The sequence below is a fragment of the Asanoa sp. WMMD1127 genome, assembly GCF_029626225.1.
Classification (GTDB): domain Bacteria; phylum Actinomycetota; class Actinomycetes; order Mycobacteriales; family Micromonosporaceae; genus Asanoa.
Genome location: NZ_JARUBP010000001.1, coordinates 1,291,116 through 1,305,289 on the forward strand (window position 1 = coordinate 1,291,116; position 14,174 = coordinate 1,305,289).

Sequence of the window (14,174 nt, forward strand, 5' to 3'; positions counted from 1 at the left end):
TGGCCAGCTTGTCCGGTCCCTTGACAAACGGCGATCTTCCTGATGGGCGGGCCGCCATGATCAGCGGTTCGCGCGCGCCCGGCTACCGCCCGTCGGCCGAGCAACCATCGCGGTCAATGGAGGTAGTCGAATTGTCACAGGGTGAACATGGCACGTTTACCCGATGGGATATTCGAGTAACTCTCGTCACAGTCATTGGTCGGGGAACCGACCTTGGGGAGGGAGACGGTGACCACCGTCGCGCTCAAAGACGTGACCAAGATCTTTCAGGATGGAACGGTCGCGGTCGACAACGTCAGTCTCGACGTCAACGATGGCGAGTTCATGGTGCTGCTCGGCCCGTCGGGCTGCGGCAAGTCCACCGTGCTCCGCATGGTCGCGGGCCTCGAGGACCCGACCACGGGCGCCATCATGCTCGACGGCGAGCTCGCCAACGACCTGCCACCACGCGAGCGCCGGATCGCGATGGTGTTCCAGGACTTCGCGCTCTACCCGCACATGTCCGTCGGCGACAACATCGGCTTCCCGTTGCGCCTCTCCGGGGTCGAGCAGATGGCGCGCGGCGAGCGGGTGGCCGACGTCGCCAGCGCGCTCGGCATCGGCGACGTGCTCGCCCGCAAGCCCAACCAGCTCTCCGGCGGCCAGCGCCAGCGGGTCGCGATGGGCCGGGCGATCGTCCGCCGGCCCGGGCTGTTCCTGATGGACGAGCCGCTGTCCAACCTCGACAGTGGCCTGCGGGCCGAGCTGCGGGCCGAGATCTCGGGTCTGGTGCGGGAGCTCGGCGTCAGCACGATCTACGTGACCCACGACCAGGCCGAGGCGCTCACCATGGCCGACCGGGTCGCCATCATGCGCCGCGGCGTGCTGCAGGACGTCGGCACACCCACCCAGGTGTACGGACGGCCGGCCACCCTCTACGTCGCCGCCTTCCTCGGCAGCCCGCGGATGAACCTGCTCGAGGCGTCGGTCTACGTCCACCTCGACCGCTACGTCACGCTCAACCTCGGCGACCAGGCGCTCTATCTGCCCTGGGACGACATCCGGGCGCGGGCGGTCGCGCACTACCACGGCGAGCGGATCGTGGTCGGCCTGCGGGCCGAGGCCCTGACACCGGTCGCGCCCAACTCGCCGGGCGACGTGCTGCAGGGCCGCATCCGCTACCTCGAGCACCACGGCCACGAGTCGCTGGCGTTCCTCGACATCGGCGCGACGGCCGTGGTCGTCGACGAGATGGGCCAGGCGCCGGCCGAGCAGGCCCAGGAGGGTGGTCCGCTGCGCCGGTTCGGCCACGCCGTGCAGCGCCTCACCAGCCGGGCCACGAGCGCGGCGGCGGTGCCGGACGCCGGTGGGTCGCGCGGCCGCACCAGCGTGCTGACCGACCCGGGCCGGCATCACCGTCGCCCGGCCGAGCTGGCGGTGCGGCTGGCGCCGTACCCGAACGTGCAGCCGGGCACCGCCCTTTCGGTCTCCGTACGCCTCGACGCCCTGCACTTTTTCGACGATCGCGGTGACCGCATCGATGTGGGGTGGCGCTGACCACACCCGGTCGTCTAGCGTCTGTCGCCACGTGAGTCCAGAGAGGATGGCGACCGTGCCGGCAAACAGCCCCGGGCTGCTGATCATCGAGCGGATCCTGCGGGACCGCGGCAGCATCTGGCAGCAGATCGTCGAAGAGCGCGACCTCAACCGGCTCACCGTGCAGATGCTGGCGAGCTCGGCCATCGCCCTGGCCATCTACGGCGCGGTGCTGGGTTTCTTCAACGGCCCCTTGATGGCGCTCACCTCGGCGATCAAGCTGCCGCTGCTGTTCCTGGTCACCCTCGCCATCTGCCTGCCCACGCTCTACCTGTTCAACCTGGTCTTCGGCGCCCGGCTGTCGGTCAAGCAGGCGGTCTCGTTGGTGATGGTGGCCATCACGGTGACCGCGATGCTGGCCGTGGCCTTCGCCCCGATCGCGCTGTTCTTCCTGATCACCGCTGACGACTACGGCTTCTTCAAGCTGCTCAACGTCGCGATCCTGGCCCTCTCGGCGATCGTGGGCCTCCGCTTCCTCACGGGCGGCATGCAGGTCCTGCACGCGCACGGTCTGCTCACCCCGGCCAAGACGGAGCCCGAGCCGGCGCTGGTCGCCGCTCCTTCTCCCGCGGTTGAGGAGAAGGAGCCCGCGGTGGTCGGCGCTCCGGCCGCCAACGGCGACGGTGCGGCGGCCCCGGCCGCGGTGCCCGCCACGACCCCGCCGCCGCCGGTGCTGGTCGCCCGGCCGGGGCCGGACGGCCGGGTCTGGGACCCGGCCGTGGGCCGCTACGTGCTGGCCCGCCGCCCCGTCGGCGTCGCCACCGAACGCCCGGCCAGCATGACGCTGCTCTACATCTGGATCCTGCTGTTCGGCTTCGTGGGCACCCAGCTGGCCTGGACCCTCCGCCCGTTCTTCGGCAACCCGGACTCCCCGTTCGCCCTGTTCCGCGAGATCGAGGGCAACTTCTACGCGGAAATCATCCGCACGATCGCCAACCTGTAGCCGGCCGGGCCGGCGGGCGCGAAGCGGCCTCGGGCGTGCAAGACGGGCCGGTCCCCCGGGCCCGCTTCCACGGGTAGGGAGCTAAGGCAGACGAGCCACCGGCTCCGGGGCGGCAAGGCCGCTCAGCCGCGTCGGGCGGCCCACTCCCGCGGGAAGCTGGCTCAGGCGCGTGGATCGGGTTGGTCGCGGCGGGTGGCGGCGGCGCCGTATTTTGCGGCGGCGGCGTTGGCGGTTTGGCATTGGCCCGTGTCGCGGCCGCAGGCCGTGAGGTCGCAGAGGCGGCACAGCCAGGCGCCGCCTTCCTTCTCCTCGACGACGCCGGCCATCATGCGGCCGATCAGGTTGTCCAGAGTGGAGCGTTCGGTGGCGGACAGGGCGCCCAACGCCGACCGGAGTGTCGCCGCGCGCGCCGCGGACAGGCGGGTCGCGGCGGCGCGGCCCGCTGGGGTCAGGGCGACCGAACGCGAGCGACCGTCGCCGCCCGGGCCGCGGGTGACCAGGCCCGCCTCCGCCAGGCGGTCGACCAGGCGCACCGCGCCTGACGGGGTGAGGCCCAGGACCCGGCGCAGCTGGTCGATCGACGGGCGGTCGAGGAAGTGCAGCAGCGCGGACAGGGCCGCGGCCGCGGTCGGGTTGCCGGCCGCGCCGCCCTCGCCGGCGGCCGTCACCGCGGCGGCGGTGCGGTCGGCCATCGCGAGGGCGAACGCGCCCAGCAGGTTGGCCTGATGGTCGAGCGGGTCGGTCACGCCAGCTCGTAGCGGATGGTCAACGGCATGTGCGGGTAGTCGGCGTGGGTCGAGGCGCTCTCCGCCTCGCCGCTGATGCCGGCCAGGTCGCCGGTGCCGGAGCCCGGGACGATCGCCGTCACCCCGCGGGCCGTCGTGCCGTCGTAGGTGCCGGTGCCCTGCAGCACGAAGCTGCCGGACCGGCCGCCCAGCGTGCCGACGATCTCCATGATGGACACGTATTCGCTGGTGCCGTCGGCGCGGTAGTAGAGCAGCGACTCGAACGAGCCACGCTCCAGGCCGTCGCCGGTGCCGGCGAGCGTGACCTCGGCGCGGGAGAACTTGCGGCCGTCGTCGAACTCGCGGTAGGGCTTCTCGTCCCACGAGGTGATCTCGAGCTTGGTCTCCAGGATCTCGGTCATGCCCTCAACATATGTGTGACTCAATCACATGTCAAACCCTACGGGTCGCCCGGACCGGTCCCCCAAACCCTCGCCGCGGCATGGACGCCACCAGCAATAGGGAGGCAGCCTACATGTAGAGACCCAACCACCAAGGGGGACCGAAAGATGCGGCGCAGAAGCCTGCTAGCCGGAGCACTCGGCGGCGCGTTCCTGATCAGCACGAGCGGCGCGCTCTCCGCCTGCGCCACCGTCGACACCGTCGGCAAGGTCGACTTCACCCGCCCGCTGCTGATCCCGCTCCTCGCGGAGTCCCGCATCGACGACGCCGGCCGGCGGGTCTTCAACCTGCACGCCCAGCGCGGCCGGCGCGACTTCGGCGTCGAGGGGCCCACCCGGACGCTCGGCTTCAACGGCGACTACCTCGGCCCGACGCTGCGCGCCCGGCGCGGCGAGCACGTCATGGTCAACGTGGTCAACGACCTCACCGAGAAGACCAGCGTGCACTGGCACGGCATGCACCTGCCGGCCCGCATGGACGGCGGCCCGCACCAACCGGTGCGCCCGGGGGCCACCTGGTCGCCTGATTGGACGGTGGACCAGCCGGCGGCCACCCTCTGGTACCACCCGCACCCCCACGGCCACACGCGCGAGCACGTCAACCAGGGCCTGGCCGGCCTGTTCATCCTCGACGACGACGATCCCGCGCAGCGCGTGCTGCCCCACGAGTACGGCGTCGACGACATACCGGTGATCGTCCAGGACAAGTCGCTGCACAAGGACGAGATCCGCGACCACGACAGCGGAGACCTGCTGCTGGTCAACGGGACCTACGCGCCGTGCCTCGACGTCCGGACCGACCGGGTCCGCCTGCGCTTACTGAACGCGTCGGTCTCCCGCACGTACGCCTTCGGTCTCGCCGACCAGCGCCAGATCCAACTGGTCGCCACCGACGGCGGCCTGCTGCCCGCACCGGCGACCGTCACGACGATCCGCCTGTCGCCCGGCGAACGCGCCGAGGTCGTCGTCCCGATGCGCGCCACCGAGCGGACGGTGCTGCGCAGCTTCCCGCCCGCCGGCGGCCGGGGCATCGACGGCGGGAAGGACCAGTTCGACGTGCTGGAGCTGCGGGCGGCGGGGCGGCTGCGCAGCGCCGGCGCGGTGCCGGCCACACTCGGCGCGATGACCAGGCTCGACCCCGCGAACGCCACCGTCACACGCGAGTTCCGGCTCAGCGGCACCAATATCAATGGCGACAAGATGGACCTCGACCGGATCGACCTCGTGGCCGAGAAAGGCGCCACCGAGATTTGGACCGTGCGCAACACCGACGGCCAGCGACACAACTTCCACGTGCACGACGTGCAGTTCCAGGTGTTGTCGGTCGACGGCGGCCGGCCACCCGCGGATCTCGAGGGCTGGAAGGACACCGTCTTCCTGCCGCCGAAAAGCGAGATCACATTGATCCTGCGGTTCGCCGACTACGCCGACCCGACCATGCCGTACATGTATCACTGTCACCTCCTGATGCACGAAGACAAGGGGATGATGGGACAGTTCGTGGTGGTCGAACCGGGGCAGTCGGCAGGGCCGATCGGAGGGGTGGGCGGCCACGAGCACCGGTAGGTGGGTTCGACTAGATTTGACCCGTGCTGGGGCTACCCGATCACGTGACCGCCTGCCTTTTCGACATGGACGGCGTACTCACGCAGACCGCGACCGTTCACAACGCGGCGTGGACCGAGACTTTCGATGATTTTCTTCGCCGGCGCAGCGACCGGACCGGCGAGCCGTTCACGGCATTCGACCCCCGTTCCGACTATCCCAAATTCGTCGACGGCCGCACCCGGGCCGACGGCGTGCGGACGTTTCTCGCGTCCCGCGGCATAACCCTTCCCGAGGGCGAGCCGGACGACCCGCCGGAGGCGGACACCGTCAACGGCGTCGGCAACCGCAAGAACGAGGTGCTGCTGCGCCGGATCCGGGAAGACGGCGTCGCGGTCTACGACGGCTCGGTCGCGTACCTGCGCGCCGCCCGCCAAGCCGGCCTCAAGACGGCGGTCGTCTCGGCCAGCGCCAACACCCCGGACATCCTGAAGATCACTGGGCTCGGTGAGCTGCTCCAGGCCCGGGTCGACGGCAACGTCGCGCGGGCCGAGAAGCTGCCCGGCAAGCCCAAGCCGGACACCTTCCTGCGCGGCGCCGAGCTGCTGGGCGTCGACCCCGCCGACGCGGCCGTCTTCGAGGACGCACTCGCCGGGGTGGAGGCGGGCCGGGCGGGCAACTTCGGCATCGTCATCGGCGTTGACCGGGTGGGTGGCAGCCACGGCGCCGACCTGAAGACACACGGCGCCGACGTCGTCGTGCGCGACCTTTCTGAGCTGCTGGAGGGCACGGCATGATCCGCGAGCGGGCCTATCCGGTCGAGGCCTGGCACGTCCGGGAGACGAGGCTCGACCTCGACGTGCTGGCGCAGGCCGAGTCGGTCTTCGCGCTCGGCAACGGGCACATCGGGATGCGCGGCAACCTCGACGAGGGCGAGCCGCACGGCCTTCCCGGCACCTATCTCAACTCGTTCTACGAGCTGCGCCCGCTGCCCTACGCCGAGGCCGGCTACGGCTTCCCCGAGTCGGGCCAGACCGTGGTCAACGTGACCAACGGCAAGCTGATCCGGCTGCTGGTCGACGACGAGCCGTTCGACGTGCGCTACGGCGAGCTCGACGCGCACTCCCGCGTGCTCGACCTGCGAGCCGGCACGCTCGACCGGACGGTGCACTGGCGTTCGCCGGCGGGCCGGGCGGTCAAGGTGCGCAGCACCCGGCTCGTCTCGTTCACCCAGCGCTCGATCGCCGCGATCCGCTACGAGGTCGAGGCCGTCGACGAGCCGCTGCGGCTGATCGTGCAGTCGGAGCTCGTGGCCAACGAGGAGCTGCCCGGGCAGAGCCGGGACCCGCGGGTCGCCGCCGTGCTCGAACGTCCACTGCAGATCGAGGAGCGGGTCACCGACAAGACCCGCGGCCTGCTGATCCACCGCACCAAGCGGAGCGGCCTGCGGGTCGGCGCCGCGATGCAGCACGAGGTCGACGGTCCGGCCAAGACCAACATCAACACCGAGTCGCACGACGACTGGGCCCGCACCACGATCGCCTGCGTGCTCAAGCCGGGCGAGAAGCTGGTCGTGGTCAAGCTGCTGGCCTACGGCTGGTCCAGCCGGCGCTCGCTGCCCGCGATCCGCGACCAGGTCAGCGCCGCGCTGGCGGCCGCCGAGTTCTCCGGCTGGGACGGCCTGGTCCGCGAGCAGAAGGAATACCTCGACACGTTCTGGGACGCGGCCGACGTCAAGGTCGAGGGCGACTCCGAGGTGCAGCAGGCGGTCCGGTTCGGGCTGTTCCACGTGCTGCAGGCCGGCGCCCGGGCCGAGCTGCGGCCGATCGCGGCCAAGGGGCTGACCGGGCCCGGCTACGACGGCCACGTCTTCTGGGACACCGAGATGTTCGCGCTCCCCGTGCTGACGTACACCCAGCCGGTGGCGGTGGCGCACGCCCTGCGCTGGCGGCACGCGACCCTGGACATGGCCCGCGATCGGGCCAAGCAGCTGGGCCTGCGCGGCGCCGCGTTCCCGTGGCGGACGATCCGCGGCCAGGAGTGTTCGGGCTACTGGCCGGCGGGCACGGCCGGTTTCCACGTCAACGCCGGTATCGCCGACGCGGTGCGCCGCTACGTGCAGGCCACCGGCGACGCCGACTTCGAGCGCGAGATCGGCCTGGAGCTGCTGGTCGAGACCGCCCGGCTGTGGCACTCGCTCGGCCACCACGACCGGCACGGCAAGTTCCACATCGACGGCGTGACCGGTCCCGACGAATACACCGCGGTCAAGAACGACAACATCTACACCAACCTGATGGCGCGGCGGAACATGATCGAGGCCGCCGAGTGCGTCAACCGGCACAGCGAGCGGGCGTGGCGGCTGGGCGTCGACGACGAGGAGACCGCCGCCTGGCGGGACGCGGCCGCCAACATGCACATCCCGTACGACGAAGAGCTCGGTGTGCACCCGCAGGTCGAGGGCTTCACCCGCTACCAGGAGTGGGACTTCGACAACACGCCGCCGGAGAACTACCCGCTGCTGCTCAACTACCCGTACTTCGACCTCTACCGGCGCCAGGTGGTCAAGCAGTCCGACCTCGTGCTGGCGATGCACTGGTGCGGCGACGCGTTCTCCGACGAGCAGAAACTGCGCAACTTCGACTACTACGAGCGGCGTACGGTCCGCGACTCGTCGTTGTCGGCGTGCACGCAGGCCGTGGTCGCGGCCGAGGTGGGCTACCTCGAGCTGGCCCACGACTACCTCGGCGAGGCCGCGCTGATGGACCTGCACGACATCCACAACAACACCCGGGAGGGGCTGCACATCGCCGCCCTCGCCGGCGCCTGGCTCGGCCTGGTCGCCGGGTTCGGCGGCATGCGCGACCACGAGGAGCAGCTCACGTTCATGCCGCGCCTGCCGGCCCGGATCAGCCGGTTGGAGTTCGCTCTCATGTGGAAGGGCAAGCGGCTGCGGGTCGACGTGCGGCAGCACGAGGCGATCTATTCGCTGCGGGACGGCGAGCCCGACGATGCCAGCATCGACCTCAGCCACCATGGCGAGCCGATCACGGTGACCTGCGAGAAGGAGGTGCGGGTCAAGATCCCGCAGCTCGATCCGCACCGCCGGCAGCCGCGCCAGCCCGCGGGTCGGGCCCCGGCCCGCAGGCCGGTGCCCGACACCAGGCGGCGCTAGAGAAGCGACAAGTGGACGTGGTTGGTGTGGTCGCTGGACGGGTCGCCATGGGCGCCGCTGTAGGACTTCCAGGTGCCCGTCGACGGTAGCCACACCTGCCGGTACCAGATGACGTAGAGGATCCCCAGCTTGTCGGCGTTCTTCACCAGGAACGCCGCCAGGTTGTTGCCGTAGAACCGGGCGTCGCCCTGGGCGTCCCCGCTGCCGAAGTCGTTGGTCTTGAACACCGAGAAGTCGCAGGCGCGCCCCTTCGGATGCTCGAAGGGGCCGCCGTCCCGGTGACACGAGACGAACCGCTTGAAGCCCAGCCGCTGGGTCTCCTTGAGCGCGAACAGCGTGCGCGGCGTGATGCACCCGTTGGTCGTCGGGTCGTCCACACTGCACGACTGCGCCGGGAACGAGCCGTCCGAGGCACGCGGCGACTGCCGGGCGACGGGCTGGTTCACGTACGCGTTGCCGTTCACCGTCCGACCGCCGGCGAGCTTGAACGCCTTCTCCACATCGGACTTCTGCTTGGCCATCACGGCCAGCTGGGCCGACTCGCGCTTGGTCTCCAGGTCGAGCTGGGCCTTGGCCGCCGCGGCCTGGCGCTGGTTGTCGGCGAGCTCGGCCAACCGCTCGTTGTCGTACGCCGACAGCATCTCGAGGGTCTCGGCCTTGTCCAGGAACTCGTTCTCGTCCCGGCTGTTGAGCAACATGAGCGCCGGACCGATCCGGCCGTTCATGTAGTTGTGCCGGGCGATCTCGGCGGCCTGCGGCGCCAGCGCGGCCCGGCGCACTTCGAGCCGGGCCATCTCCTTGTTGAGCGCGTCCTGCTTCTTGCGGGAGTCGGTGACCGCGTTCTTCGCCTCGACAAAGGCGCGACTGGTGCGCTCGATGGCCTCGTCGATCAGTTCGTTCTTTCCGCCTTCGCGGGGCGGTGAGGGGGTGGGGTTGGGTGCGGCGACCGCTGCCGGGGCGAGGCCGATGCCCACCAGCAGCGTTACGGTGCCGACCAGGGCGGCGCGCCGGGCGAGAGCGCGCGTGCGTCCTTTGCGCGTCATTCACGTTCCTTCGGTAGGGCCGCCTACCGGGTTAGCTGACGGGTTCGGGGCGGAACAACCCCTACCGCTGTCGCGGACTCACCCCAGGAACACGGGTCCCCGGCTCGCCTCTCGGCGATTAGGCGGCAACTGCGCCGGGGTCACCGGGGGGATGATCCGGCGGAAGCCGGAGCCAGCTTAACCGATCCCGACCTATTCTTCGCAAGGATCGGATGCCTCTTCCTTTGCCCTGGAATGCGTTACGTACCAACGACTTTCGGTGACGTAAGGAGCGCTTAAGAAAGGGCACGGGAAAACGTGAAAGAAGGCGTACGCAACCGCCGGTGTCAGCCGAACGTGTGGTCAATCGGGTGTTCATTTCGAGTTGGCCGGTTCCGCTGGACAAGGAGGCTCGCGGGGCCGCTAATGGAGTCACCCCGACCGGGTTACCGGCCGGCACACCACCCCACCCCAACGGCGCCGCCGGCGACTCCTGCCGACGGCGGCAGATAACCGCACTCATCGGAGGCGCCGTGGACGACATCGCCGTCCTCACGGAGCAAGCGGCGGAGACCTATGTCGCCGCCGCGGGATTTCGGGTCGGCCCGATCGGCCGGGTCGGCGTCGAGCTGGAATATCCCGTGCGCGACCCGCGCGCGCCGCTGGCGCGCCCGTCGATCGCCCGGTTGACCGCGGCCACCGCCGGCCTGGGCTCCTTGCCCGGCGGCGGCCAGATCACCATCGAGCCAGGCGGCCAGCTGGAGATCTCGTCAGCGGTCGGCGCGTCCCTGTCCGACTGCGTGTCGGCCGCCCGCACCGACCTCGCCATCGTGCGGTCGGCGCTGTCCGCCGAGGGCCTGGTGCTGGACGGCACCGGTCTCGACGCGCACCGCCGGCCCGAGCTGGTCACGACGCACCCGCGCTACGTCGCGCTCGCCGAATACCACGCCCGGTCGGGCGGCAAAGGGCTGGCGGTCATGTGCAACTCCGCCAGCGTGCAGGTCTGCCTGGACGCCGGCGACGACTCCGACGGCTGGGCCGGCTACCGGATGCGCTGGTGGCTGGCCGACGCGATCGGCCCGGTCCTGCTGGCGGCGTTCGCCAACTCGCCCCACGCCGTACGCGGCACCCGCTGGGTCTCCTACCGCCAGGCGCTGCGCTTCGGCACGGACGCGAGCCGCACCCGCGCGCCGCGAGCGGGCGGCGAGCCCCGGTCCGACTGGGCCCGCTACGCGCTGCGCGCCAACGTCGCCATGGTCGCGGGGCCGGAACCCTGGCTGGTGCCGACCGGCCTGACGATGCGGTCCTGGCTGCGGGGGCATGGTCCGCGCCCCGCCACCCTGGAGGATCTGGAGCGCCACCTGGGCACCCTTGTGCCACCGGTACGCCCGCGCGGCTACCTCGAGTTCCGCATGATCGACCAGCAGCCCGGCGACGGCTGGGTGGTGCCGCTGGCGGTGGTGACGGCGTTGCTCGACGACCCGCTCGCCGCCGACGCGGCGGCCGCGGCCACCGAGCACCTGCGCTCACCGCTGCGCCGGCACCGCGACTGGGTGGCCGCGGCCCGCACGGGCCTGCGCGACCCCGCCCTGGCGTCGGCCGCGCTGAGCTGCTTCACGGCGGCGGCCGCCGCCCTGGACCGCCGCGGCGCGGGCCCGCGCATCCAGCAGGCGGTGGAGACGTTCATCGAACGCTACGTGGCGCGCGGCGCCTGCCCCGCCGACGACCCGGTCCCGCCGGCCACCTTCACGGAGCCCGCCCTCGGCTGACAACCCACCCTGCGCCAGCCCAGCCCTCGCTGGACCGTCGCGCCCCGCCCCACCCCGGGCTGCCGGCGTTAGCAACGGGCCGTTCCTATGCGGAAAGCGTTAGCAACGGGCCGTTCCTTCGCGTGAGGCGTCAGGGGCGGTCCTCGGGGAGGCAGAGGGTGACGGCGGCCGGGACCGCGCGGGCCTTCAGCTTCTTGGCCGCGCTGCGGGCGCCGCCGTCGATCTCGTAGGTCAGCGGCTCCGCCAGCTTCACCCGAATCTTCTGGCCCGCCGTGATCTTGATGAAGGGCGATCCTTCGGAGCGTCCCGTGGCCATCCGGCCGAGGGTGCGGGCCCATTCCAGGGCGCCCTCGGCCGTGGCGACGCCGACCTCCAGCAGGCCGTCGTGCGGGCTGGCGTCGTCGAACGCGCGGATGCCGCCGGTGATCGTGCCGACGTTGCCGAAGAGGACGCAGCTGGCCTCGCCGCTGTACCACTCGTTGCCGTCGACCGTCACGGTCATCGGGACGGCGCCGTCGCGGACGTGGCGTACGCCGGTCCAGGCGTAGGCCACCCGGCCCAGCCGGTCCTTCAGGCCACGGTCGGCGTCGCGGATCAGCTCCCCGTCGAACCCCGCGCCGGCCATCACCGCGAAGTGCTCACCATTGATCTTGCCCAGGTCGAGCGACCGCCGCCGGCCGTGCAGGCCGATCTCGAGCGCGGCCGCCAGGTCCTCCGGGATGCCCAGATTGCCGGCCAGCAGGTTGGCGGTGCCGGCCGGCAGGATGGCCAGCGGCACGTCGGCCGCGCCCGCCTGGGCCAGCGCGTCGACCGTGCGCTGCACCATGCCGTCGCCGCCCCACACGAAGATCAGTTCGGCGCCGTCCTTGAGCGCGGCCCGCACCCGCTTGGGCGCCTTGCGGCTCTTGGGCACCTCGTGCCAGATCGGGTCGGCGATGCCCGCGTCCGCCAGCCGGTGGCGCAGCTCCGGCAGCCCGCCACCGAAACTCTTCTTGCGGTGCGCGACCACCGCGACCTTGCCTGCCATGGCCGGTTCATTTACCCAAGCGACGCTACGCCCACACGATCGGTGCCGAACTCCTCGTGCCGCGGCACCCCGGGCCATTGCGCGCCGGTGTTGCGCAGGAAGTACTCGAGCCCGGGCTCCCAGGTGTGCCCGCTCGAATGACGGTGATAGATGTAGCCGAGCGGATGCGTGCGATAGATCAGCCCGCCCGATCGCCCCACGCGCTCGATCAGTCCACGGTCGATCGACCGCGGCACCGGCCGCCAGCCACCGATCTCCTCAAGGTCGCCCCGGCTGATCAGCATCGTGCCGCCGGCCACCACGCGCGCATAGTGCTCGGCCTGCCCGTTGGCCCGGCGCACCGTGGTGTCCAGCGCGTGCAGGTGCACGAACTCGGCCGCCTTGCCGACCAGCGTCGCCCCCGAGACCAGCCGCGCCAGGACCAGATCCCAGACATGTTCCGGCCCGTACGTGTCGTCGTCGTCGAACTTGGTGATCAGGCTGCCCCGGGCCCGCGCGGTGGCCCGCCCGATCGCCTCGCCGAACCCGTACCCCTGCTCCGGGCCGATGCTGACCAGCTCCACCGGCCGGCTGCAGCGCGCCACCTGCCCGAGCAGCTCCGCCGTCGGACGCGCGCCGTGCAGGCACAGCACGATCTCGAGGTCCGGATAGGTCTGCCGCTCGATCGCCGCGAGCGCCGGCGTCACGTGGTCCAGCCGCCGGGTGACCAGCAGCACGCTCACCGGCGGCGGGCTGACCAGGGCGGGAAACGTGTCACCGGCCAGCCGGGGCAGCGCGAATGCGGTGGCGTGCTGGCGCAGGGCGGCCCGGCGCTGGCGTACGGCCCGCACCTCCCACTCGAAGTCGTCCCGGGGCAGGTCGTCGACCACCAGCGGCTGCAGCTCGGGCGCGAGGTGGGCGGCCACCGGCGGGCGCAGGCCGGGCGCGTGCACGAGCACTCCGGCCGCGGCCAGCCGGACCAGCACGGCCGCCTCGCCCTGTGGGTATCCGCACGGCGCCGTCAGACACCGGACCAGCCCGATCTCGCCGAGCACGGCGACGTCGTCCGGCGTGAGCCGATGGTCGTCCAACCGCCCGCGAAGCAGCGGGCCGTCGGGGCCGTCGATCCGCCACGTGTGCTCCGTGAAGACCAGGTCGGCCACGGGCGCCCGCCGGCCGAACGGTCCGTAGCGGCCGATCCCGGCGGCGTGCTCCGCGTCGACCAGCACTGTCGCGCCGACGCCCGCGTTGCCGGCCCGGATCACGCCGCCGTACAACGCCAGTGGGTCCGCCTCGCCGGCCGGTGGGAGCGCCGTGCCGTCGGGGCTGAGCACGAGGTCGTGCGGGCGGATCTCGTCGTCGGTCGGCAGCGCGCCGTTGACCACCGCGACGTTGGCGGCTGCCCCGACCCACGGCGGCGCGACCTCCTGCGCGGTGATGTCGGCGGACACCGCGCGCGGCAGTGGCCGGACGGAGCTCAGCACGGGCAGCACCGCCGTCAGCAGGGCCCGCAGCGGGGCCGGGCGACCGACCTCGAGCGCCACGGTCGCCCGGCCCGCCCCGCTCGCGGGCAGCCGGGTGCGGGTCGCCACCAGGTGCGGGACGGGACCCAGCCGGCCCGACCAGGCGCCGTACGGGTTCTGCCAGCTCTCGACGAACACTGTCAACCGCCGCACCAGCGTGCCAGCGGCTGGGTGGTCGAGCAGGCCACGCAAGTCGGCCAGCGAGGCGGCGCCGACGCACATCGCGGCGACCCGGACCCCGGCCCGCAACGGTCCGGGCGGTGGGTCCGGCGCGTCCACGATCAGCAGTGGCGCGCGCAGCATCAGGGCGGGCCAGCGGCGGGCGCGCCGCGCGCGCGGTCCCGCCCAGATCCGCCAGCGAAAGAAGCGGTCCGCCGGCACGCGACGCTCCCGTCGGGTCAAGCCGGCCGCCCCCGCTGGCCGGCACATT

General features: G+C 71.7%; 11 protein-coding genes and 1 riboswitch. Of the genes, 6 read left to right on the forward strand and 5 right to left on the reverse strand.

Annotated elements, in window-relative coordinates; genetic code table 11:
• Positions 1 to 228: 228 nt before the first annotated feature.
• A complete protein-coding gene (locus O7635_RS06385; RefSeq protein WP_278079488.1) occupies positions 229 to 1,536 on the forward strand; it encodes an ABC transporter ATP-binding protein in 1,308 nt (435 codons plus the stop codon).
• A gap of 55 nt (positions 1,537 to 1,591) precedes the next feature.
• Complete coding sequence (locus O7635_RS06390; protein ID WP_278079489.1) at positions 1,592 to 2,518, forward strand: hypothetical protein; 927 nt, start codon at positions 1,592 to 1,594, stop codon at positions 2,516 to 2,518.
• Between the two features lie 161 nt (positions 2,519 to 2,679).
• On the opposite strand, the gene O7635_RS06395 is transcribed toward O7635_RS06390, so the two are convergent.
• Positions 2,680 to 3,264 (reverse strand): MarR family transcriptional regulator, encoded by a 585-nt coding sequence (locus tag O7635_RS06395; protein WP_278079490.1) that lies wholly within the window; start codon positions 3,262 to 3,264, stop codon positions 2,680 to 2,682.
• A complete protein-coding gene (locus O7635_RS06400; RefSeq protein ID WP_278079491.1) occupies positions 3,261 to 3,665 on the reverse strand; it encodes a DUF3224 domain-containing protein in 405 nt (134 codons plus the stop codon). The genes O7635_RS06395 and O7635_RS06400 overlap by 4 nt, the downstream gene beginning before the upstream one ends.
• A gap of 147 nt (positions 3,666 to 3,812) precedes the next feature.
• On the opposite strand from O7635_RS06400, the gene O7635_RS06405 reads away from it, so the two are divergent.
• The 3 genes from O7635_RS06405 to O7635_RS06415 are packed head-to-tail and all read left to right on the forward strand — an operon-like array spanning position 3,813 to position 8,424.
• Positions 3,813 to 5,270: a multicopper oxidase domain-containing protein gene (locus tag O7635_RS06405; protein ID WP_278079492.1), complete on the forward strand. Its 1,458-nt coding sequence runs from the start codon at positions 3,813 to 3,815 to the stop codon at positions 5,268 to 5,270.
• A gap of 23 nt (positions 5,271 to 5,293) precedes the next feature.
• Positions 5,294 to 6,046 (forward strand): beta-phosphoglucomutase family hydrolase, encoded by a 753-nt coding sequence (locus O7635_RS06410; protein WP_278079493.1) that lies wholly within the window; start codon positions 5,294 to 5,296, stop codon positions 6,044 to 6,046.
• Positions 6,043 to 8,424, forward strand: a complete 2,382-nt coding sequence (locus O7635_RS06415; protein WP_278079494.1) for a glycoside hydrolase family 65 protein — start codon at positions 6,043 to 6,045, stop codon at positions 8,422 to 8,424. The genes O7635_RS06410 and O7635_RS06415 overlap by 4 nt, the downstream gene beginning before the upstream one ends.
• On the opposite strand, the gene O7635_RS06420 is transcribed toward O7635_RS06415, so the two are convergent.
• On the reverse strand, positions 8,421 to 9,467 hold the full coding sequence (locus O7635_RS06420; protein ID WP_278079495.1) for a hypothetical protein: 1,047 nt from the start codon (positions 9,465 to 9,467) through the stop codon (positions 8,421 to 8,423). The genes O7635_RS06415 and O7635_RS06420 overlap by 4 nt on opposite strands.
• A gap of 2 nt (positions 9,468 to 9,469) precedes the next feature.
• Positions 9,470 to 9,602, reverse strand: a riboswitch (cyclic di-AMP (ydaO/yuaA leader).
• 377 nt (positions 9,603 to 9,979) lie between these two features.
• Here O7635_RS06420 and O7635_RS06425 point away from each other — a divergent pair.
• A complete protein-coding gene (locus tag O7635_RS06425) occupies positions 9,980 to 11,215 on the forward strand; it encodes a glutamate-cysteine ligase family protein (RefSeq protein ID WP_278079496.1) in 1,236 nt (411 codons plus the stop codon).
• 130 nt (positions 11,216 to 11,345) lie between these two features.
• On the opposite strand, the gene O7635_RS06430 is transcribed toward O7635_RS06425, so the two are convergent.
• Together O7635_RS06430 and O7635_RS06435 are read right to left on the reverse strand one after the other, a co-directional pair.
• Entirely contained in the window at positions 11,346 to 12,242 is an 897-nt protein-coding gene (locus tag O7635_RS06430; RefSeq protein ID WP_278079497.1) for a diacylglycerol kinase family protein, read from the reverse strand.
• 11 nt (positions 12,243 to 12,253) lie between these two features.
• Positions 12,254 to 14,125, reverse strand: coding sequence for a glycosyltransferase (locus tag O7635_RS06435; protein ID WP_278079498.1), 1,872 nt, complete (start codon positions 14,123 to 14,125; stop codon positions 12,254 to 12,256).
• Between the last annotated feature and the right edge of the window lie 49 nt (positions 14,126 to 14,174).

What these genes read in the sequence shown, in the direction of transcription:
- O7635_RS06400 (WP_278079491.1), bottom strand. Translation starts at nt 3,665, where the DNA reads ATGACCGAGATCCTGGAGACCAAGCTCGAGATCACCTCGTGGGACGAG.
- O7635_RS06405 (WP_278079492.1), top strand. Translation starts at nt 3,813, where the DNA reads ATGCGGCGCAGAAGCCTGCTAGCCGGAGCACTCGGCGGCGCGTTCCTG.
- O7635_RS06415 (WP_278079494.1), top strand. Translation starts at nt 6,043, where the DNA reads ATGATCCGCGAGCGGGCCTATCCGGTCGAGGCCTGGCACGTCCGGGAG.
- O7635_RS06420 (WP_278079495.1), bottom strand. Translation starts at nt 9,467, where the DNA reads ATGACGCGCAAAGGACGCACGCGCGCTCTCGCCCGGCGCGCCGCCCTG.
- O7635_RS06430 (WP_278079497.1), bottom strand. Translation starts at nt 12,242, where the DNA reads ATGGCAGGCAAGGTCGCGGTGGTCGCGCACCGCAAGAAGAGTTTCGGT.